Below are 20,698 nucleotides of genomic sequence, written 5' to 3'. Positions count from 1 at the left end.
CCTCGCTACCCCGCTGGAGGATCAGGTCGCAGCTCGACATCTCCTACATCCGTACCTGAAAGTCTTGCCTATCTTGCCGTCGTGATTGATCTCGATCCTGCGGGGTGGCGGGCCGGTCGATGCAGAGCAGGCGCCACACGTGGCGATATGGTGGCACAAGCTGAAACAGCGGTTGCTGATCCTTTTGGATCAGAGCTCGAAGTTCACACGCATGGAGTGGGCGGCCTTCCGAGCTATCATTCTAGAGCATTCGATGGGCCGGCGCGGCAACCGCCATGACCACGCGGTGGCTGAAAGCTTCTCCTCGCTCAAGCAGAAGCGCATCCGGCGGCGCATCTACAAAACACGCGAGGAAACCCGGCAGAATGAGTATAATTACACAGAGTTCTAAGACCCGGTGCGCAAGCGCATATGTAACCGGATGGTGTCGCCCGCCCAGATCGAACGGGAACAGATTTTGAAAGCAGAAGGCGTCTAGAAATCTAGGATCTGCGCACCATGGCATTTTATGAGATTAAAAAGAGGACGCGAAGGATAGCACGAAGAGAATGAATGGTTCTCGGTGTGCCAGATAACGGAAGGTAGAAACCTTCCATTATCGGAGGGATATCTACTTTTCGCGCGGATCCAAGATGGTACGTTCAGCGACGAGGAATTAATGTTGGCTGCAATCTTTGAACCCAATGATGCCGATAGCAAGCCCGACGAACTTCGCCTTAGGGAATGGCTTTGGCGAGCCTGGTACGCGAAGCTCTGGTGGAGTGGCGTGCCGGTCTATTGGCTCAGCATGCTCGCGGCGCTCAAGCTGGACGCATTGGCTGATGTTTATCGTTCTGCTGCCGGCGGATACCTGAATATCTTCTTCTTTCTGCCCACTGTGGCGCTCGTTCTCTCGTTCGGATTTTTTCGGCAGTGGTTGGCTTCGTTACCAACCCAAGAGAACAGTGAATTTCACGAGGACGATTTTTGGGATCGCAGGAAATATGGGCCGTCAGGGGTGCCGAAAGAGATTGATCCACTGGATCCAGCGTCCGGCGCTTTGTGGATCGGCAGCTCTTTGAACCCCCTTAACCCCGGCTACATTAATCGCGCTTCTTGAACGACCCATTACCGTCGGTTGGACCGTTAGCTAAATCGGTAAAGAAGCGGCCACTGTAGAGTAGCGAAGACTGCTCAAATGAAGTGACGGGGGCATTTAGGTCAGTGGTTCCACGCGCGCTGTCGGCATCTCCAAGGTAGCGGTTTCTCAGGCCATTGGGTCCAAGGATCTCTGAGGTAAGGCGATTTGTGAAAGCATCTGCAGGTTGGCCGGCCTTCGAAGCTGCGTGCTCGGCGTTGGCGATAGCTCGTCTGACATCGTAGTTTACGATGCTGAGCTGACTGCTGGCGGCTTCGTTAGTGGTCCCGCTTTCTTGACTTGAAACGGTAAGAGATCCTCCAACTCGGCCGCTGCCACTTCCCGATCGATCTGTGCTCGTTCCGCCGCCTGTGCTGATGGTCGTACCCGCGATTTCGCCTTGGGCCGTGATATTGAAAACATTCTGATCTTGAGCCACCCTTCCGATCGAGCGTTCCCAGCCTGTCTGAGCCATAATGGCCTGGACATCCCGCTGCAGCGTATCAGCGACCTGCGGTTTCAGCCGCCAATCGCCCTTGCGATCCATCTCGAACCCGCCCTTAAGCCAGTTCGCCATGGCGGCGCGACCTTCAGCGCCACCGCCCATGAAATGCTCGATCGTGTCAGGCCCAGCCTGCTTGCCCGCCTCGAACCGCGTGCTGGTGTCGTTGCGCGCCGATTTCTCAAACCCTGCGCTGCTCGAAACCAGAAGATCATTGTGGGCGAGGCTGAAGCGGGCATGGCCGCCATTGGCGATCGCTCCGAGCTGGCTTTCGTTGAGAAGGCCGGCCTGCCACATCTGCGCGGCCGTTGCCGGGGTGAGGTTCATCCTGAAGTCGCCATTCTGGTCCATGGCGATCTGCCGCTTGCTCATCTCGATGCCGTTGGCCCGGAGGAGACCCTGCATGCGCGACAGCCGCTCGCGCTCGACGATGCTGGTCATCCTGGCGTTCCGCGCCCGGTCGGCAACGCCATCCACGCCGCCTTCCGTCATGTCGAGCTGGTGGCCGCTCGCATCGGCCAGTGACCGAATGAAACTGTCGAGACGCGCCGCTTCGCGCGTCGACATGCCGGCGGCCTCGGCGCCTTGTGCAAAGCCGAAATTCTCCGACTGCCGCCGCTGCTCGCCGATCCGGGCAGCGCTGCGCGTGCCGTCGTGGCCGACCTCCTTTTGCGCGTCGAGCTTTCCCGATCGTTCTGCGAAGTCATAGCCTGCCGCTTCCCGGGTCCGCCCATAAACGCTGGCGCCTTCCCGCGCCGCTTCAGCCGTTGCCCCATCGGCCGTGCCAAGATCGGTCGCCGCCCGGTAGGTTTCGAGAGCCTTGGCGACCTGCGCCTCATTGCGGCCTGTTGCGCGGGAGAGTTGCGTGATGGCGGAGGAGCGCGCTTCGCCCGAGAGGGCATTGATGAAAGCGATGCGGCGGCTCATCTCATCAACGGGAAGGCCGAGCATGTCGGCGGCGTTGCGCTGGCCCTCGTTCCCGCCCGTGCGATGGGCCTGCTCGGTCGCGACATTACCCCGTTCTACCTGGGCGACCCGGCCGCTGGCATAATCCCGGCGGCCTTCCATCGCCCCGACCTGGACCTGCGCAGCTGTCAGGTCATTGCGCAGCATCTCCTCCTGCGCATAGCTGTTGGCGATAAGTTTGGCGAAGGTGGGATCTGCACTCGCTTCAGCGATCACTCCGCTTGCCTTGAGCGTCGCGTCCTGCGGAGAATATCCGCCGCGCTCGAAATGCCGCGTCGCCGCCTGCATCATCATGCCATAAGCGCGCGTATCGCCGAAAGCCCGCCATTGGACGAGGCCCTGAGCGAAAGCGCCGAATGCCTTTTCGCCCGCTTCGCCTTTACCGAAATAGCTGGTGCCAAGGCGGCGTAGCGCGTCCTTCTCGGCAAAATTGTGAATCGCGCCGGTCGCTGCCGCCGCCTGCACGGCGCTCGCCGTCGCGGGATCGTTGAGGTCTCGGCCATGCAGCGCGGGCGCAAGACCGCCCAGTTCCCGCGCGCCGTCGATCTTGCCGAGGCCCATTGCTGCACTGCCGGGGGCGCCACCACCATGGGCAGCGCCAACCGCGCCCGCGGCGCCGAAGCTGCGGTTGGTTCCGAAGGATGAACGCTCGCCAAAATCCCCGAAGCCCGAAGCTGCCGATCGGCGGACGCCCGTGCCCATGGCGGAGGCCTGTGCCTCAAGCGCCGATGCAAGACCTTCGGAGGTCGAGACCCCCGCTGCCGCCGCCGATCCCTGGGCCTGGACGCCAAGCGATCCGCCGGTGAAGGATGAGAAGACATTGCCGGAGAAGCGGAACACCGTGAACACGAACGCTCCAGCTAGGCCCGCCGCAGCTGTGCGGAAACTGCCGAAGATGGCGAGTGCCTTCATCGCGGAGGAGGGGGCAAGCATCCAGGTCGTGGCCGCCACATGGCTGGACCGCATTTCTGCCAGCACCGCCATCGCGCGGCCAAGGGTAAGTTGATAAATGCCGGCGTCGATAACGCCCCATAGCGCCACGAACACGAACAACCCCAGCGCGAAGCTCGCGACCCGAAGGTTGATGGGGGTGAGGATGAACAGGAGGGCGATCGGCATCATGAACAGCATAATTCCGAAGACGGTCGCGCGGATCGTCGGCATCCATTCATTGGCGGTCGACATGGTGGCTAGACCACCCGCCACCACGGCGCGGTTGGCCATGACGCGGGCGGCGGTCGCCGGGCTGTCCTCGAACAGCACGTCGCCCACGCTGCTCCCGAGCAGGATATTGGTGAAGAAGGTCTGGACGGTGAGCGGCGTGTCCAGCATCATGTCGCCCATCTCAGCGAGATTGCTGCGGCAGCGCGCGAGCTGGTCGGCTTTGGAGATGTCATAGCCGGTGCGCTGACAGACCTGGGAAGAATAACCTTCGAAGATTGCGGGGTCGGACAGCCGGTCCGCGATATGGGTCCAGGCTTCGTTGCAACTGACTGTCGTGCCGCCCTTGTCCGAGGCGGTGAAGACCGTGCTGAAGGTCGAAGGCCCCGCCATGGCGGCGAAGGATGCGGGGAGGTCCGTGCTGGTATGGAACAACTGGTCGTCGTCAATCCCGTAGGCCGGCGAGACGCGGGCGACCGGATAGCATTGGCGGACATAATCCTTGATCGTTGCGTCGAGGAAGGCATCGGTCATCGGCCCGCGCGGGCTGACGGCATTGAGGAACAGGTCGAAGGTATGACCGCCCGCACCGAATTCGAGCTTGGCGTGCGGGTCGAGCGTGTTGTCATCAATCGTTTCGGCCAGCGCGCGCTCCATCATGTTGGTGACGCCCGCCACCAGCACGATGAGATTTGGGACGTCGCCGACCGGCTGATAGGCGTTGCGCACCCGGTCATAGACATGGACGGTGCCCGTCGTCGCTACCAGGCCGACGAACAGGCCGATGCCGACCAGCATCTGGAGACCGAACGCGACCAGCCCCATGCCCGTGCCCCGGATCATGGCGAGCACGGCGCCGAGCGCCATCCCGACGACCGCGACGATCAGCACCAGCGTCTCGTAGCGCGGATCGGCAAATATCATCGAGACGAGGCGAAACGCATCCACGGTCTCGGCAAAGCCGTCATAGGTATGAAAGCTTGTCTCCAGTGCGAGGGCAGGAGAGGCGACAAACAGGCTGGCAAGACCGCCAAGCAGCGCGAGCAAGCGGGATAGGCGGCGCATGGCAGCTGCTCCTTCAGCGGTTGCGACTGGCAGCGGTGCCGGCGGCGTCGCGCGCGTCGCGGTCGCGCTGGCGGATGAGGCCGGCATAGCCAGTTGAGAGGTTCGCTTGGGAGAGCGCCGCCATATAGGATTGGCGCATCTGCGCGCGCTGGCGGAGCACTTCTTCGCGCAGGTCGCGCAGTTGCTCGATGCCCTTGGTGAGGATCCGGGTCTGGCAGATATTGGCGCTGGTCCCATCGGCGGCGCCCGCCGCGCTGGTCCCGCGCTCGGCATTGGAGATGGCAAAATCGATGCTGCGGGTGAGGTCGTTCAGCATCTGATAGGCGAGCGTCAGCGCGACGAGCTCGTCGGTATCGCCGATAACCGAGTCGACCACATCCTGGCGCACGCCCCATTCAAGCATTCGATAAACCGGCAGGGTCCGCACATTGGCGACGAACTGCCGTTCCTCGGCCGTCAGCGCTGCGCGCGTCCTGATCTTCTCGGCGATCGAGGTCATGCGCTCACGGGTGAGCGCCAGCGCCCCCTTGGCTCCATCCTGCGTGCAATCGGCGGCGGTGGCCGGCATGTTGAGGGCGCGGCGCATCACCCGGCCGCTCAGGAAATCATCGGAGGATTCGGTATCCTGCCCCGCGCAGGCGGGAATGGCCGAGAAGAGCGGCACCTTGTCGTTGGCGTCCCAGCGCATATAGACGTCGCCCACCCGCGCGCGCATGACGCCCGCCCAGTCGGCGGCCCCGACGCGGGACGCCGCATGGGACAGCAGCGAGCCGGTGCGGAAGATGTCGGTGACCTCGGCCGGGCAATTGGCAAGCGCGTCCTTCAGATCCTCGGTGGGGCTATTCCCGTTTGCCTGAATTTTCTCTCGGCTTTGCTGATAGCTTTTGGCGTAACCTTCCTTCACCGACTTGTAGCCGGTCATTTCCTCGATGATACCCGACATGTTATCGTCGCCCTTGGCGATCTGGACCATGCGATTGGCAAGACGGCAGTCATTCACCTGGATGGAATTGAGGAAGTTGGTGGCCGCCTCCATCTTCGAAATGATGTTCCCCATCTTCTCGTCCAGCGTTTCGAGCAGATATTGGAATGCGACGGCAGGGGCGGCCTGGAGGATGCTCTCGAGCTTCTGGACGAGGTAATCGGGATCGAGGAAAGACATGCCGCCCAGAAACATGTCGATGCCGCCGCAGCCCGCCTTCACCTTGGGCATGGTGAGCGACATGAGATAATCGCTATGCACATCGATCCGGCCGGACATGCCGCCCGCCGTCACATAGCCACGGGTCTGGTCCTCGAAGCTGCCGGGGCTGGTATAGGTAACATTGTCGAACCAATGCTCTGCCCAGCTCTGGGCGTTGGCAGCCGTCATCGTGCCGCAGCTCGCTAGAGACATGGTGAGGAGGGCGATCCAGCGCCGGAGCCGCGTGCGGAATGTCAGACGGCAAGAGGCAAGCGTGCAGCGATCGGCCATGGCGGACTCCAGGAAGGTGGGGGTGTTGAGGAAAGGTCCGAGCCCGCCATTGCTCAGTCCTTCGCCTTGCGGTTGGTGTGGGAAGGCGCCCCGGCGCCTACGATGCCGGTGAACTTCGCCATGGCCCGCACGCCGACGGCGGCTCGCACGCCAGTCTGCATCTTGATGCCCAAATAGATATTGCGAGCGAGATTGGCCGGATGATCCGTCCCGATCGCGATTGGCAGGATGCGTACATCGTCGGAGACCGGGCGGAGCCATGCGACGGGATGGCCGATCCAGGGGAGGCTAAGCCGTCCCGAGCGGAGCATGGCCTCCTCCCTGCCGATCGGGCGGACCGCGAGGCCATAGCGCGTCTTGAGCACAAGCAGCTTGGTCCAGAGATCGCCACAGGGAAGGCAGCCGGGCGCCGTGCTCATCTCGATGACGAACGCTGGTCCCTGGCCTTTCAAAGCCGCATCGAAATCCGGCGGATAATCGAGGGTGCGTGGAACGCGGGCGAGCCAGCTCTGCATTTCGCGGGCAGTGAAAACCGGATGGATTGCGGCGCGGGCTGCCGCGACACGGTCAGGTGCGCGTCGTTCCGCCTGCGCATGGACCGGGAGCGGCAGCGCGCCCAGCAGCGCGATCGATGCTCCGAGATGGAGGGCTCTCATGGGCGTACACCGCCCGGGTTTGCCATCGGATCGGCGGCCGCAACCGGACCATTGGCGAGCGCGTCGAAAAAGCCATTTTCCTCGCCGGCACCGGTGAGAAACTGTTCGGGCCGGATGTCGCCCGAGAGGAGCTTCACTGCCTGATATGCGGTCTGGATGAGCGTAGGAAACGCCTCAACGCCATTGGCGATGACCATGCGTTGCACGGAATTGCGGCGAATGACCATGGTTGTCGGCGTCACCTCCACGCCGAAGCGAGCACTAAGTTCCGGCCGCCGGTCGAGGTCCTCGCGGATGATCTGCCAGCCGGTTTCCTCCTGAAAGCGCTGCAGGATCGGCCATTGCACCCGGCAATAGCCGCAGGAGGTGCGCGAGAACATGACGAGCGCAAATTCAGGACTTCGGGTGCGCAGATAGGCGCGGCGCACCGCATCCTTCTGCGCACCCAGCGCAGCGCGCGCATCGCCGATCATCGGATTGGCGGACTTGGCGCTGAGTTCTGGATGGGCGAGCATCGCTAGCTGCGTGAGTCCCGCAAAGGCGCGGGCCTTGCGCCGCGCAAAATCTTCCAGCCGCCAAAAATTGGATACCGCCTCGACGGTAAGGACCGTCGCGGCGTAATCGCGTTGGTCGGTAATCAGTTTGGCGATCCGGGGCGGACTCCATCGGGTGAGTTCGGCCATGGGCGGAATGACCGGGGCTGGTGGCACATCCTCGGGCAGCGTCTCGGCGGGATCGGCCTTCGGACGATACCACCAATAGCCTTGCCGGATCACGTCCTCCGCGACGGCTGCCGTTGGGAGCAGCAGGCCGGCCAAGGCCAGCAGGGCGAGCGCGCGCTTCACAGGATGCGCTCCATGCGGGTGAGGCAATCGAGCCGGACCGGTCCGAAATAGCGGCTGTCAAAGCCCCCGGCATGATCCGAACCGACAAAGATATAACCCGCAGGGATCGGCCGATCGCCCCAGCGCAGATGAGGGAGCGGGCGGCCATCGCGGACGGCGGGACGGCTCGCGCCGAGGAAGGTGCGGCCGCAATAATACCAGCTGCGGGTGCCCTCGCGGCCATCGATCGAGGGCCGCTCGATCTCGCGGAGCCGCTCGCCCGGAAGGCAGAGCGCGCGTTTGGTGACGCTCACCGGCTTTGGCCCCGCGATCGGATGGGAGAGCATGAACTCGACGAGATCGCCCTTGCGGATCGGGCCTGGTATGCGCCGCACTGCCCAGGCGTCGATCGAGGGGCTCATGACTAGGGTGATGCCCGGCAATCCCAGCCAGGTGAGGGTCGCGACGGGCAGGACGATTGCGAGGTTCAGGGCCAGGCGCCTGTTGTCGGCAGGCTGGTTGCCGACCCCGCCGCCCAGCGCGAGCGCCGCGTGCGCGGGCAGGGCCTTGAGGCTTGGCCAGAGCCGACTAGCGGCGAGATAGGCGAGACGCAGCATCGCTGACCTCCTCCTTGCCGCCAAGGCGGGCATATTCTTCGAGAAGTCCGGACAGGGCCGCGTCGCCATAGACGATATGGCTGGCGCGGGGCGCGACTTCGTCGTCGCGCTCGCAATAGGGAAGGGTGGGATCGCCCGGCACCATGGCGAAGGCAGGGACCTGATTGACGCCATGCTGGCGGAAGAGGATCGGGTCGACGATGAGCTGGACGTTGCGCATCGTGCAGGCCGGACCTTCGCACCCGTGATCGACGCGCAGGATCTGCGCCGTCAGTTTCGCCATCGGGCCGATTTTGCTCATGCCCCCGGGAACGCCGCGAAAAGCGATGACCCCGCCCACCGTCGCCAGCTGCGCGGCGTAATTGCGCAGGGTCTGGAGTGGCATGGAGGAGGAGGCGAACAGCATCGGCACCCAGCTCTTTGCCGTAGTCACAGCCCGCCCATCTTTTGGTTTCGCCGTATCGATCGGCGCGGCAAACCCCAGGGCCTCGTAAAGGCGCCGTTGCACGGCATCATGCTCGGCAGCCATGTGCTGCGCGGCATCCTCCCGATCCTTGCGCGCCCGCGCTTCGATGTCGGGAAAGCGCCACTTCTGCCGCATTGCCTCGAACGCCCGGCGGCGCATCGCCTGCGATGGTTCGGGGATGCCTGTCGGGCCAGATATGGCGGGCTTGTCTGGTTCGGCCGGCTGCGGCTCTCCCACGGTCTGCGCGCCTTCCGCCACCGCGGGGACGGCGGCACAGAGCGCGACCATGGTGCCCGCGCGCAGCAAAAAGTCACGGATGGATGATGCTGAGCGTCGCATCGATCTTCTCCTTCATGTCAATCTGGATGTCGGATTGGGCGCGGGCTTCGATGTCCGAATAATATTCGGAGAGGTCCATCCGGCTGAAATCGAGCGCCTGGAACTCTTCAGCCGAAAATCCGCGGCAATAGGGATGTTCGGGCGTACCCCAGCCAAGGCTGTTGAACGCTGCGAGCTGCGGGCGACCCTGTTCCTGAATGATGCGGCCCAGCTTGGTGTTGAAGCAGCAATGGCCGCGCGCCTTCTGGATGCAGATGCCCAGGATTTTCGACGAGCAATAGGTGCCGACCTCATGGCACATGCCCGAGCCGCGCAGCATGCCGGTCTCCATATCCTGTTGGTCGCAGCCCTGGAGCAGCACCTCGATCATATAGTTGATGGCAAGGCTGATCGCGATCGAGGTGGGATCGATGCCGACGATGATCGCGTTGGCGCCCGCCGAGGCCGCCTCGCTCGCGGTCGCGCCGGCCTTGAAGGCGGTATAGGCCGCTTTCATGCCGGTGAAGACGCCCTTGGCGATCGCGATCTTGGTCGTGATCAAGGTGAGCGAACCGCCCATCCCGTCCTTCACAATCTTGCCCATGTCCTTGCAGCAATTCTGGAAGGTGACGCTGGCTCCAGGCGGCCGGCAGCGCAGCGCCCGTCCGCCAAATATTTCGATGGTGCCAAGGCAATTGCCGTCGGCATCGACCGGGCCGTCACCCGGCGCGCCGGGATCGTCAACCACTTCCTCGTTTTCGATCGGCGTGGCGGAGGTATCGATGCAGCTATGGGGTGAGCAGGCCGGCACCGCGCTTGAGGCCGAGGTCTTGCAGGCATAGCTCGGTCCAAGTGGACAGGCATAGGCGCCCTGCGTGTCGGCGACGCAATCGACCGCGCCGATGGGACAGAGCGCGCCGCCATCCGTGGTTGCCAGGCACTGCGCCATCTCCCCTTCGTCGGCGGCATCGCCATTGCCGTTGAGGTCGGCAGCGCAGAGCTGCGCGGCATGGCCCTGCGGGCTCATGGCAACGCCAAGTGGCGTCAGCGCGCAGGTGAGCGCGAGTGCGGGGGCAAGCCGGCGGATCATCGCGCCACCGCCGTGCAGGCCAGGTCCGAGCCTGCGAGCCGGACGGTCTGCATCATGACCACCGCCTCGGGAAAATCATCGAGGCAGCCGCAGGGTGAGACGATCTCTTCGCCATCGCCCAGCGGGCAGACATTGTCGGCCGAACAGATATGATAGAAGCTGTCCCAGCCGACGGGCATATTCTGCTTTTCCGCCACAGCGCCAGCGGGCGCAACGCCACTATTGGCGCTGGGCGCGCGGGTCTTGCAGATGAACTCGCAGGCCGCGACCGCTGGACGCTCGGGGAGCGCGAAGGCGCGGGTCGACTGGACGAGGGAGCCATCGCTGCTCCGGGTTTGGTCGGCGAGCATCGTCTCGGTCGAATGGTCTATGATATAGGTCGCGCGGCTGAGATCGGGCTGCGCCGTAACCGATGGTTCGACGATGCAGGCGTAGCGGCGTGTCCGGAGGAAGAAGTCACGGCTATATTGGAAGGTGCAGGCCCCCGTGCCGAACAGGCGGGTGAGGGGCAGCGGCTTGAGACCTGTGACGACGCCGTTGCGGACCGTCTCGACCCCGTCGACGTCTTCTTGATTCAGGCGGCAGGCAGGGTCACTCGCGTAGCCAGCACAGAGGTCAACCAGTCGCTCGCTGACCTCGCAGCTGGTGTCGACCTGGATCTCTACTGTGACATAGCCCCAATTGCCGCCGCCTCCGCCGCGCACCCGCGCGCTGACCGACGTCGCGCCGGACTTGAGCCTGTCGGTAAAATCGATGGGCGTGCGATTATACCAGGGATCGTCGCTGATCCGGCAGTCGCCAGAGGGCAGGCCATCGCCCGTCCAGAGGCGCTTGCCCGCCGAGCCCACGACCTGGCCATTGATCCGGCCCTGAACCCAGTCGTCCGCGCCCATCTCGATGATCCGCGCCGAGACGATCCGGCTGGGCAGCAATGGATTGAACGTCACCGTATAGACGGGCGGATTGCTGCCGCAGCTCCCCGCTCCCCGGACCTGGAAGCGGAGGCATCCCGTGCCGCAGCTGCTGGTCGAAGTGATCGAGCCACTGGCGGCGACGATATCTGTAAAGTCCCAGGCCTTGACGTTTATCTCGCGCTCGATTGAGCAGGACCGCGTTTCCTCCGCCTTGCCATTGCTGGCGGGAGACGCCGCCAGCGCGGTGAAGACTGAACTCGCCTGAGAGGCCGCATAGGCGTCTCCGTTGATTGCAGCCGGGTTGGCGCGATAGCTGGTCGCGGACACCGCTGATGAAGTGGTGCAGGCGGTCGTCTGCGCGCCAACATAGCGGATAACCGGGCCGTCGACACTGGCCTGCGCCACTGCGATCCGGGGATCTGCGGTTGTCAGCGCACCGATCACGCCGCCGCCCAGATCTTTCAGCACCGAGGGTAGATTGCCAGAGACAAGGTTGGCGCCGCAGCTTGCATTGATGCAATAGCAACCGGAGAGTTCGGGTAGGTCGACCTGCGTGAGCTTCAGATCACCCGTGCCGCCGACATCCCATTTGAAATTCTGGCACTGGGTCCAGCTTCCGGGCGAGCAGGAGATGACGCCATTGGCGCAGATTCCCGACACCGGGACCGGGAGGGTCAGCGTGCTGTCAAATGCGCCGTCCAGATCCTTGTCGCGGGAAATGGATAGAAGAGTGATGTCGCCGGTCGTGCTAGGCTGAACCAGCATTTCGAGCATGGTGGCGCTCTGCTGACAGGCGAGATTGGGTGTGAAACTGCGGCTATTGTCGACCGTGCTGACCGGCTGGTTGGCGAGACCTGGCGTCAGATAATTATTGCTGATCGCATCGCTGTCGCCGGATTTGGCGCGCGAAGCGGCCGCTGCCGCCCGGGCCCTCGCGTCCATGTCCTGCGCAAAGGCCGATTGCGGCTCCAGCATCGCCAGCATCGCGAGCGAAGAGATGAGGCTCCACTTCATGCCTCTTCCTCCGAGGTCCGCAGGCGGCCAGCAGCGCGAAGCCGGAACAAGCGCCAAAGCCCGGCCACGCCGGGTGGCGCGGAGAGACATTGAAAGGCAGCCTTGCCGTCAATGATGGTCAGCACGGCCAAAGCGGGCAGGGATTCAGGCAGAGGGGGGATCCCTGCCCGCCGGGGGTACATCCGGCCGTGCTGACCTTCTCCCCATACGTTTCTAAAGCCGCACGGGGAGAATGGGGTGTTGGAGCGGCGCCGGATGGCGCCAGCGCCGCTCCGCCCACACAGCGATCGAGCGGCCGGTTCTGGCCTTGGCGGGCAGACCATCGAAAGCAGGCGATCGTTGTGGGGGATGGGGGAAGGGATCGGCTCATGGGGTGGATACCCCGGCGCAACAGATCACCTTTTCAAACGACATGAACTGGGCATTATCCTTGCCCGGCGCATGTTTGGCCGAGGACCAGAGCGCGCCCGGTCGACCGATATTGACGCATTTGCCGCCCTTGACCGGCTCCATGATCTGGAGCTTGTAGCGGCTCTTGGTCCAGATCGGCTGGGCCTTGAAGGAGCAGCCATCGGCAGAACTGATGGTGAGCGCACCCAGGCGCCCCATCATGAACGTGCCTCTGGCAGCAAGGCCTGCCCAAGCTTCGACGCTGTCGCCAAAATGGATGTCGCCCGCGACCGGATAAGTGGCGCCCCAACTTCCCATGCACCAGAAGAGCGGGTCGATGACCTTTCCTGCCGCCGCCGCAGCGCTGTCGGCCATGCAGGCGAGGCCGGCCGCGGGATTGCCAAACAGAATGCCCTCGGGCTGAATGATCGCGCCCAATGTCCCGGACTGCCAGGTCGGCAGTACTTCGGTGATCATGGCGACGTCGAACCCGTCATCCTCGATGCAAGGGAGGTCGGTGAACATGTCGAGCATCTTCCAGACCGGCGAGATGTAATAATGCATCTGCGCGAACAGCTTCTGGCTGTTGGTGCCGTCGGCCATGGAGGACTGGCTGCCCTGAAGCCTGCCGCCGGTGGGGAGGAGATCGGCCCCGAGCGCCATCATGCAACCCGGCTCGGTGACCACGTCGATCATCCGGTTGGGCGACCAGAAGCTCACCTTCACCCCGAACCAGAAGGTTGCGCCCTTGCGGCAGGCGCACAGCGGCTTGGAGGCCGACTGGGCATCCAGTTCCTTATCGAGCTTGTCGAAACTGCCGACCCGCACGCCGCCAATGGTGATCGGCAAGATGCAGTTCCAGCGCACCTTGGTGATGGGATTAAAGATGGTGCCGGCCTCGCATTTGGAGGCGTGGACTGGCGCAGAGGCGCCGCCGGCGGCGAGAGCCAGTGTGAGCGGCGCCATGCGAGCGAGGAGCCTCAGCTTCATGGCCGCGCGCTCCCGCCCGCGGCGCGGATCGGCGCATATTCGGTGAGGACGAGCTTCTTGCCCTGCTGGGCGACGATCACCGGCGCGACCGTGAGACCGAGCCGTTCCTTGACCCGTTCCTCCAGAATGAAGAGCGGCCGTCCGCTGCGCTCGGAAAGGTCCAGCGCATCGCCCGCTGTCAGCAGGATGAAATCGGTGAACCGCGCCTGCTTCAATGCCCAGCCAAGATCGCGGGGATGGACGATGACGAGGCGCTGGGGCAGCGACACATAGTCGAGCGGGTTGAAGGTAAAGCCCTTGGGATAGAGCAGCCGACCATCGGGCAGGCGGATTTCGTCCTCTATCGTGTAAAAGGGTACTAGACTGCGGACCCGGTCTACCTTGGCCTGCCCAAGATTTGCAGCGCGGAGCGCCGACCAGGTCGACCGCGGACCGAGCTGTGAGGCGAAGCTGGGTGCTTTGGCGGCGCGGGCCTCGATCTCAGCCATGGCGTCGGGCTCGGCAATCGGCCAGGTCCGACCGATGGTCGAGGTTGCAGCCGTTGCCGTCTCCGCGCAGGCAAGGGCGAGCATCAGCGCGCCGATGAGGACGTGACGCGAGCGGTCAGGGAAGCATGGCTCAGCGGTCATGACGCCGTCTCCACCATGGCCTGTCCTCAGGACTTTCGCCGCGAACCGAGCAGATGAGCGCTGAGGCGCCGAGCACCCAGCCAGCAAGCAGCAGGCCCTGCAGGCGCAGCGGCAGGGCGCCGGGTGTTTCGAGCACCAATATGGTGAGGACGAGCAGCATCAGCTGCGTGCCCACCAAAAGGCGGATCGGCCCGACTGCCGGGGCGTCGCTGAGGATGCCCTTCATTGCCGGTTCCACCAACCGCGCAGCCATTTGGCCGACCTGTCCGCGGCGCCGGTCATGCCAATGAGCAATATGCCGCTCGCAAAGCAGCCTGCGGCCACCATCACCGCTGCGCGCAGGATCAGGAACGGGGGCTTCTGAAGCGCGATGCCGGCGGCTCCGACGAGGAAGCCAAGCATCATCGTCTCAATCGTCACAAGCCGGAAGCGCCATTGGAACGCCTGTGCCTCGGCTTTGGCTGCAGCCCGCGCTTCGATGAGGGCTTCCAGTTTCGGGTCAGGCTCGAACTCGAAGCGGGGCTGGTTCTTATCGGGAGGCGTGCGCATCAGAGCTGCTCCCCGCTAGAGCTGGGCCCCAGGATTTCGGTCGGATCGACGCCGGCCAGATCGCAGACCGCTTCGAGGGGCGACATACCCCTGCGCAGCCGCGCCTCGAAGGCGGCGACCTCCTGCGGCGCGCTGGTGTTGATCCAGTAGGAGAAGGGATCGACGACGAGCCGGGCGATGCCCAGACCCAGCGGCGAGTCGATGAAGACTTCCGAATAGTTGGGCTTATTGTTGCGGACCGACTTCAACAGATCGAGAACGAAGCCCGAATAGTCGAGGATCTTGTTCTCGACCGCCCGGTCATAGGTTGACCCTTGAAGCAGGAAACGGGTGGCGGCATTTTCGAGGATCACCTGTCCGGTCCCGCCGAACAGCAGCAGATCGTTCATCGATTGGAGGACGACGCCGAAGCTCCCCTGATATTTGCGCGCACGCCGGTAGCCCTGGCCGAACACCTCGGCGAGGCGGGAAAGATCCTGCCCGTCGGTCCGGGTCATGAACTGGGCGGCCTCATCGCACAGGACAAAGCGGGGCCGATCGCGTGCGGACAGATAGAGTTCCTGCGTGACCGCGTTCACCACCACCATCACGATCACATTGAAGAGATCGGGCATGGCTTTGAGGCGCTCAAGTTCGAGCACGACAAATTCATCGGCGGAAATGTCAAAGGTCGAGGGACCGTTGAAATAATGGCCATAGGCGCCCGAACTGGCGAAATCGCGGAGGTTGAAGGCGAGTTCGCGGGCGGCGGGGATGAGATGGTCGACTTTGTCGAGGTCGCTTGTGGCATAAGTGGGATAGGCGCCGAGCCAGTCCCGGACCGCATCAATCCCGGCCTCGGCCCGTCCGCTGTCGATCGTCCATTGCACCGCGGATTTGAGCAGATTCCATTCCGAGGTGCTGACGCCCTTGCGGGTCGCGGCATTGGCCATTTCCGCGACGATCGCGACCGCCATGGAGATGGCCGACTGGCGATCGTCACCGTCGAGCGCGAAACCCATGTCGAAAGGGTTGAGGACGAGATGCTCCTCGCCGATATCGATGTATCGGCCTGAGCAAAGCGTGCAGAGCTTGGCGTAGCTCCCGCCTATATCGATGATGCGGATGAGCGCGCCTTGGGCGTAATATTGCTGGCAGAGGTTGTTGAGGAGGAAGCTCTTGCCCGCGCCGCTCTCAGCCGAGACGATGAAATTATAATTGTTGATGCGCGGATCGAACAGATCGAGCGTGATGAGTTGGCCCTTGCGCCCGGCATAGAGGAGGGCCGGACGGCCGCCGCCGCGAAAGTCGGTTTGCACGGGCGCGAGCAGCGCCGCCGCCTTGGCGGGCATGGGGAGGTCACGCTCCAGCATCCGCACCGTGCGGCGATCGGGATAGAAGCCGAAGGGGAGCGCCATCGGCAGCAGGACGGGATTGAGATAGCTCTCCTCCTGCATCATCCAGGGCAGAGGCTCGCTTTCCCAGAGGCGCTTGGCGCGCGCCGCCATCTCGCGGGCCTGCGCGCTGTCGTGGCCAAAGACCCAGATGACCGGGATCACCGAGACGAAGCGGCTGTTGCCCGCCTCATCGAGGACCCAGCCTATCTCCTCGATCTGCTTGCCTACCTCGACGGCAAAGCTGCCGGCTGCCTTTTGCGCGGAGAGGATCTGCGCGCGCTTGTGGATCTCGAAGCTCGAATGATCGAAGAGGATGTTGAGGGTATAGAGGAAGGGGCCGCCAATCTGGTCGCTATCCTCGGATGCGCCGCGCATGCCGCCCAGCAGCCGATTGCAGCGCTCGGCGGTGACGCGCCGGGCTGGGGACTTGGGGGTCAGGCATCGCGCAACCTGATCGCCGAGGAAGAGTTCGGGTCCATCGAAGACGAGATCCGGGCCGGCATCGATCAACTGCTTGCGCACCGGGCGCGCGGGCATGTCGTCGCTGCCTCGGGCGAAAACCCCCGGAGCCGCCGAGAACACGCCGTTGAAGATGCGGCGATAGAAGGTGACCAGCGCCTCGGGCGCGAGGCGGGTGATACCGAGCTTAGATAGTTGCTCTTCGATCTGACGCCGCAGGTCCGCCCCAAGCGGTTTGCGCGTCTTGATCGAAAGCAGCAGCCGGAAATTGCGCAGCGGAATGCCGTGTAGTGCATCGAGACCCTGCGTTCCTTCGCGCAGATAGTCGCGGGTCCGGCGCGCCGAAGCCTGGATCAGCGGATCGGGCCGGGATTTCAAATCGAGGAAAGCGTCGAGCGCGTCGTCGATCAGCGGGTCGGCAAAGCAGTGGAGCTGGACGACGGTGCCCGGTGCGAAGTGGATATTGAGGAGGCCCAGCAACGCCTGATGGACATGGGCGAAAAGATAGGCCGAGGGGATGAGTTCCCAAGCCTGGCCCCAGCCATCGTCGATGCAGAGGAAGGCGTCCTCCCCCTCGACCCAGGCGACCATCGGCAGAAAATCCGAATAGGCATCGCGCGAGACGCTCTGGCGCAGCCGCTCGAAGGTCATGCCGCCACCATGGCGGGTGCCGGGCGCCCTCATTGGCCCTCCTCCCGCGGCTGTTCCTGAGGCGGCGCGGGAAGTTCGCTCGTCTCCGTCGACGCGGGCTTGGCCTTTACCTGTTCCAGAACCGGCACGCGGGCCGCTGGATTGACGGGGCTCACCAGATAATCGCCGACCGCCCATTGGGGTTTGTCGAGGATCGAATAGACATAGCGCGGCATGTAGAGCCGGTCGGGCCGTTCCCGGTCGGCATAGGGAAGGATGAGCGTGCGGATCGTGCGGCCGGGCCGCAGCATCGGTGTCACCGGCGCTTCGACCAGCCCCTGAAGCTCGCGATAGACGCTGTCGCGATAGCCCAGATAAGGCGTGGCAGCCTTGCTCCTGGCGCGTCCCGCCGTTGCGGGCGCTGCGGCGGCGCTGCCCTTCAGCATCTTGCTGTCGTTCGTGACCCTGGGATCAGAGCGCGAGACGGCGCTGGCGACTGCATCCTCATAGGCGCGCTCGGGGTGGATGCACTGGCCATGGTTGCTATTCTTGCAGCTGAACTTTTCAGGATAGGGCGACATCACCGACCCGACCGCGGTGCAGGCTGGCAGGGAGGCGAGCATCAGCAGCGGGGCGCCTGCGCGGCGCACATACGAAGCTGTCGTGAACGAGAGGAGCGGCATGGGCGTGTCTCCTTGGGTTAGGCGGGGGCGCATCAGAATTTGCTTCCCGCTGTCGGCTTGATTTCGAGGGCAACGCCCTCCTGGATCACCACCACCACATCCTTGGCCGCGCCCACCTCGACGATGGGACCGGCCTGGCGGGCGAGATCGAGATAGAAGTCGGTGAGCTTATCGGAGGATTTGGAAAGGCCGCCGGCGATGCCGGATTTGGCCGCGTCGCCCGCATCGAGCGACCGGACGGTGCCGAGCGCGGAGACCGAAGTGTCGCCAAAGGTGTTCTCGACGCTCTGGCTCATGCCTGAGATCGTGCCGGCAATGAAGCTGCGGGCGAGCGCGGCGCCGGCGCGGGTGACGACGCGGCCCGACAGCCCCTTCTTCCCGTCGGTATCGACGAAGAAGCCCTTGATCGGCTGGTCGACGACCGAGCGTTCGTCGAAGTCGACGCAGGAGAGGGAGACGAGCTGTACCTCGACCCGTTCCTTGGCAAGGCTGCCGGTCGCGTTGCCGATGACGAAGCAGCCCGAAAGGTTCGCCTTGACGTCATTGGGCAGCACGGCGGGCGCCTGGACGCGGGCGATCAGCGGTTCCGGGTTCGAGGTCGCGTCCCGGCTCGCCAGCGCGTCGATCCCGGTCAGCAGCCGGGCCTTCATGAAACCAGGCGGCAAATAGATCGTCCGGGTCTTTTTTTTAACGCCATTCGCTCCTTTGTCGCCCGCGTCGGCGGTGAGCGCGGCGGTGGCGGTCCCGATCGAGCCGACCTGGCGTTCCACCGGCGGAGCGGGCGGCGCGGGAAGGGCAGACGGCACGGGCGGCGGTGGCAGGCTGCCGTCAGCGCTGTTGAGTTCATGCGCGCTGGGGCTAGGTGGGAAGGCCGGGATGTCGCCGGGCATGGCGCTGGGGAGGTCGCCGTCTGCGGCGTCCGTCGAGGATCGCGCACCTGGAGCGATCTTGCCTTCCTCGATCGCGGTCACCCGGTCGCCCAGCAGCGCCTGGCCGTCGAGAATCTTCTTCAGATCTCCGCGCACCTTGGTCTCGAGGCTGTCGCCGCGCAGGCCGGCACCCATGTCGAGGCGCGATGCCGCCGGTGCCGCCGGCGCCTCATCCTTTGACCCGCTCGAGGCGGTATAAAGGCCGTAGCCAAACATCGCGATGACGACCCCGACGCCGGCCTGGCGGGCGCGCAGCTGCTGGCGGGCGCTAAGGGCCGCCCACCGGGTTTTCAGGTCAAGGAGTGCGGGGCCGCGCAGTGGCACGCTTTGCGCGTCGTCATTCTCTGCGGCGTCGCCTTTCTTGGGCGGGCGGGAATAGCCCTGCATCCCGGCATGTTTGCGCGGTGCGTCGGGGCGCTGGGCAGGATTGCCGCCGCTGGTTCCCCTGTTATTCGCGCCCTCGTCACCGGAGCCTTGATTGTCGCCGCCGCTCATAGCGCGTCTCCCCGGCGCAGTAGGATAAGGCGGGCGCTCTCGCCAGCGCGCAGCGACAGGCGATCAAGAGTAACGCTGAAGATTCGCGCGCCCATGGCGGTGTCGAGGAACAGCCGCTCGTCGATCTCGGTGTCGGCGCTTGCCTCGATCCAATATTCGGAAGCCGAAAGCCCCGTGCCCTCGATCGCAATGCGTCGGCGCTCAACAACGCGCAGCGCGGGCGCGGCGATGAAAACGATGGGCCGTGGCGAGACAGCCATCTCGGTAAAGCTCGCCGGCACCCGATCCTGCAGCATCGAGAGGGTTATGGACACTGCGCGCTCTTCCTCGACCAGCGGCCCCAGCAATTCGCCATTGGCGCGGGCCTGCTGGCGGGCACCCGGCGAAAGCGTCACGGTTTGGGCAGGAATGTCGGAGGGCTCGGCATAGAGCGGATAGATCGCGCCGTTGCAGGTCACGAAAAATTCCGAAGGCGTGGTAACGAAGCTGCGGGTCATCTGGCCCGCGTCGTCGCTTTCCCTGACAAGGAACTTGACCCAGGCGTCTGCGCCAGCCTTCTCGACCGCAATCGCCTTCTCGGCCGAGAATTTGACGTCCTCGATCTCGCCGCCCTGGCAGACGAGATGGTTGATGTCCCGGTTGGAGAGACGGATGCTACTCGTTTGGTCGGGCAGGGCCATGATGGCCTGCGCGAATGTCGGAACCGGAAGACAGGCGGCAATGAGCGCCGCGGGCGCGCAAAGGCGTTTACCGAAGTTCGGCATCGAAATTTTCCTCGGCTAGAGACAGGAGCCAGAAGCGTCCGGCATCGATCGTGTATCGGATGCGCAGATTGCCGCGGAACTTGCGGATGACGCCGCCGATGACGCGGACCTTCTCGACCGGCACCTGAATTTGACGATCGGTCCAGGTGACGGGCTGGTCGGGCCGGATATAGGTCGCAATCGAGAGCGTCGGATTGTTGGCGAGCTCGTCGAGAATTGCGTTCAGGCTATCGCGGATGCCGTTATAGGCGGTCGGATGGACGATGCTGAGCAGCTCCTGGAACTGCCGGTCGGCCGAGAGCGCGGAATAGGTGCCCGAGAGCGCTACGATATTGCGCGTCATGGTGCGCAGATAGGCGGGCGAGGGCTTGCCGCCCGTTACATAAAGATCGCCGCCAGCACCGAACGGCACGACGATCGTCCGCTGGTTCTGGCTCGTCGTGTAGAGGGCGATCCCCAAGACCGCGGTGATGCCGAACAGGCCTGCAATCGAGAATTTGAGGAGGCGGTTCTCTTCGAAAAGATTCGAGGAACCCTGAAGATAACGATGGATGCCGAAGCTCGCCGGCTTGTCCAGCAAGGGGTCGCTGCGCTCTCGGGCGGATGATCTGCCGAACATG

General features: G+C 64.1%; 19 protein-coding genes. 2 read left to right on the top strand and 17 right to left on the bottom strand.

All coding sequences use genetic code 11. The annotated features are described in order from the left end of the window. Positions 1-85: 85 nt before the first annotated feature. Together U5A89_RS02605 and U5A89_RS02600 are read left to right on the top strand one after the other, a co-directional pair. Positions 86-391 (top strand): hypothetical protein, encoded by a 306-nt coding sequence (locus U5A89_RS02605; RefSeq protein ID WP_338159629.1) that lies wholly within the window; start codon positions 86-88, stop codon positions 389-391. A 267-nt stretch (positions 392-658) separates the two neighbouring features. Continuing rightward, complete coding sequence (locus tag U5A89_RS02600; protein ID WP_338159628.1) at positions 659-1,099, top strand: hypothetical protein; 441 nt, start codon at positions 659-661, stop codon at positions 1,097-1,099. Here U5A89_RS02600 and U5A89_RS02595 read toward each other — a convergent pair. From U5A89_RS02595 to U5A89_RS02515, 17 genes are all read right to left on the bottom strand, one after another. After that, positions 1,083-4,811, bottom strand: coding sequence for a conjugal transfer protein TraG N-terminal domain-containing protein (locus U5A89_RS02595; protein ID WP_338159627.1), 3,729 nt, complete (start codon positions 4,809-4,811; stop codon positions 1,083-1,085). The two genes, U5A89_RS02600 and U5A89_RS02595, sit on opposite strands and share 17 nt — an antisense overlap. A gap of 13 nt (positions 4,812-4,824) precedes the next feature. Further along, positions 4,825-6,207 carry a conjugal transfer protein TraH gene (locus tag U5A89_RS02590; RefSeq protein ID WP_338160154.1) on the bottom strand — a complete coding sequence of 461 codons (1,383 nt, stop codon included), beginning with the start codon at positions 6,205-6,207 and terminating at the stop codon, positions 4,825-4,827. Positions 6,208-6,338: 131 nt separating this feature from the next. Then, positions 6,339-6,941: a hypothetical protein gene (locus tag U5A89_RS02585; RefSeq protein ID WP_338159626.1), complete on the bottom strand. Its 603-nt coding sequence runs from the start codon at positions 6,939-6,941 to the stop codon at positions 6,339-6,341. After that, positions 6,938-7,786 (bottom strand): conjugal transfer protein TraF, encoded by an 849-nt coding sequence (locus U5A89_RS02580; protein WP_338159625.1) that lies wholly within the window; start codon positions 7,784-7,786, stop codon positions 6,938-6,940. Before U5A89_RS02580 ends, U5A89_RS02585 begins: the two co-directional genes overlap by 4 nt. Continuing rightward, positions 7,783-8,382 carry a S26 family signal peptidase gene (locus U5A89_RS02575; RefSeq protein WP_338159624.1) on the bottom strand — a complete coding sequence of 200 codons (600 nt, stop codon included), beginning with the start codon at positions 8,380-8,382 and terminating at the stop codon, positions 7,783-7,785. The genes U5A89_RS02580 and U5A89_RS02575 overlap by 4 nt, the downstream gene beginning before the upstream one ends. Then, positions 8,354-9,187 carry a type-F conjugative transfer system pilin assembly protein TrbC gene (locus tag U5A89_RS02570; RefSeq protein WP_338159623.1) on the bottom strand — a complete coding sequence of 278 codons (834 nt, stop codon included), beginning with the start codon at positions 9,185-9,187 and terminating at the stop codon, positions 8,354-8,356. The genes U5A89_RS02575 and U5A89_RS02570 overlap by 29 nt, the downstream gene beginning before the upstream one ends. Next, the gene (traN, locus tag U5A89_RS02565) at positions 9,159-10,193 is read right to left on the bottom strand and encodes a conjugal transfer protein TraN (protein WP_338160153.1); all 1,035 of its coding nucleotides are present in this window, start codon (positions 10,191-10,193) and stop codon (positions 9,159-9,161) included. Before traN ends, U5A89_RS02570 begins: the two co-directional genes overlap by 29 nt. A gap of 59 nt (positions 10,194-10,252) precedes the next feature. Then, positions 10,253-12,184, bottom strand: coding sequence for a hypothetical protein (locus U5A89_RS02560; RefSeq protein ID WP_338159622.1), 1,932 nt, complete (start codon positions 12,182-12,184; stop codon positions 10,253-10,255). Positions 12,185-12,550: 366 nt separating this feature from the next. Then, the gene (locus U5A89_RS02555) at positions 12,551-13,564 is read right to left on the bottom strand and encodes a TraU family protein (protein ID WP_445190609.1); all 1,014 of its coding nucleotides are present in this window, start codon (positions 13,562-13,564) and stop codon (positions 12,551-12,553) included. Further along, positions 13,561-14,193, bottom strand: a complete 633-nt coding sequence (locus tag U5A89_RS02550; RefSeq protein WP_445190608.1) for a conjugal transfer protein TraW — start codon at positions 14,191-14,193, stop codon at positions 13,561-13,563. The genes U5A89_RS02555 and U5A89_RS02550 overlap by 4 nt, the downstream gene beginning before the upstream one ends. Beyond that, positions 14,183-14,419, bottom strand: coding sequence for a hypothetical protein (locus tag U5A89_RS02545; protein WP_338159621.1), 237 nt, complete (start codon positions 14,417-14,419; stop codon positions 14,183-14,185). Before U5A89_RS02545 ends, U5A89_RS02550 begins: the two co-directional genes overlap by 11 nt. Continuing rightward, positions 14,416-14,742, bottom strand: a complete 327-nt coding sequence (locus U5A89_RS02540) for a hypothetical protein (RefSeq protein ID WP_338159620.1) — start codon at positions 14,740-14,742, stop codon at positions 14,416-14,418. The genes U5A89_RS02545 and U5A89_RS02540 overlap by 4 nt, the downstream gene beginning before the upstream one ends. Then, on the bottom strand, positions 14,742-17,261 hold the full coding sequence (locus tag U5A89_RS02535; protein ID WP_338159619.1) for a TraC family protein: 2,520 nt from the start codon (positions 17,259-17,261) through the stop codon (positions 14,742-14,744). Before U5A89_RS02535 ends, U5A89_RS02540 begins: the two co-directional genes overlap by 1 nt. Then, the gene (locus U5A89_RS02530; protein WP_338159618.1) at positions 17,258-17,890 is read right to left on the bottom strand and encodes a TraV family lipoprotein; all 633 of its coding nucleotides are present in this window, start codon (positions 17,888-17,890) and stop codon (positions 17,258-17,260) included. The genes U5A89_RS02535 and U5A89_RS02530 overlap by 4 nt, the downstream gene beginning before the upstream one ends. Positions 17,891-17,922: 32 nt before the next feature. Beyond that, on the bottom strand, positions 17,923-19,314 hold the full coding sequence (locus U5A89_RS02525; RefSeq protein ID WP_338159617.1) for a TraB/VirB10 family protein: 1,392 nt from the start codon (positions 19,312-19,314) through the stop codon (positions 17,923-17,925). After that, positions 19,311-20,078 (bottom strand): type-F conjugative transfer system secretin TraK, encoded by a 768-nt coding sequence (locus tag U5A89_RS02520; protein ID WP_338159616.1) that lies wholly within the window; start codon positions 20,076-20,078, stop codon positions 19,311-19,313. Before U5A89_RS02520 ends, U5A89_RS02525 begins: the two co-directional genes overlap by 4 nt. Then, positions 20,062-20,697 (bottom strand): TraE/TraK family type IV conjugative transfer system protein, encoded by a 636-nt coding sequence (locus U5A89_RS02515; RefSeq protein WP_338159615.1) that lies wholly within the window; start codon positions 20,695-20,697, stop codon positions 20,062-20,064. The genes U5A89_RS02520 and U5A89_RS02515 overlap by 17 nt, the downstream gene beginning before the upstream one ends. Position 20,698: the final 1 nt, after the last annotated feature.

It is taken from the genome of Sphingobium sp. HWE2-09 (assembly GCF_035989265.1).
In the GTDB taxonomy this organism is placed as follows: domain Bacteria; phylum Pseudomonadota; class Alphaproteobacteria; order Sphingomonadales; family Sphingomonadaceae; genus Sphingobium.
Note: the sequence above shows the minus strand (reverse complement) of the source record. Positions and strands in the feature narration are given on the sequence as shown.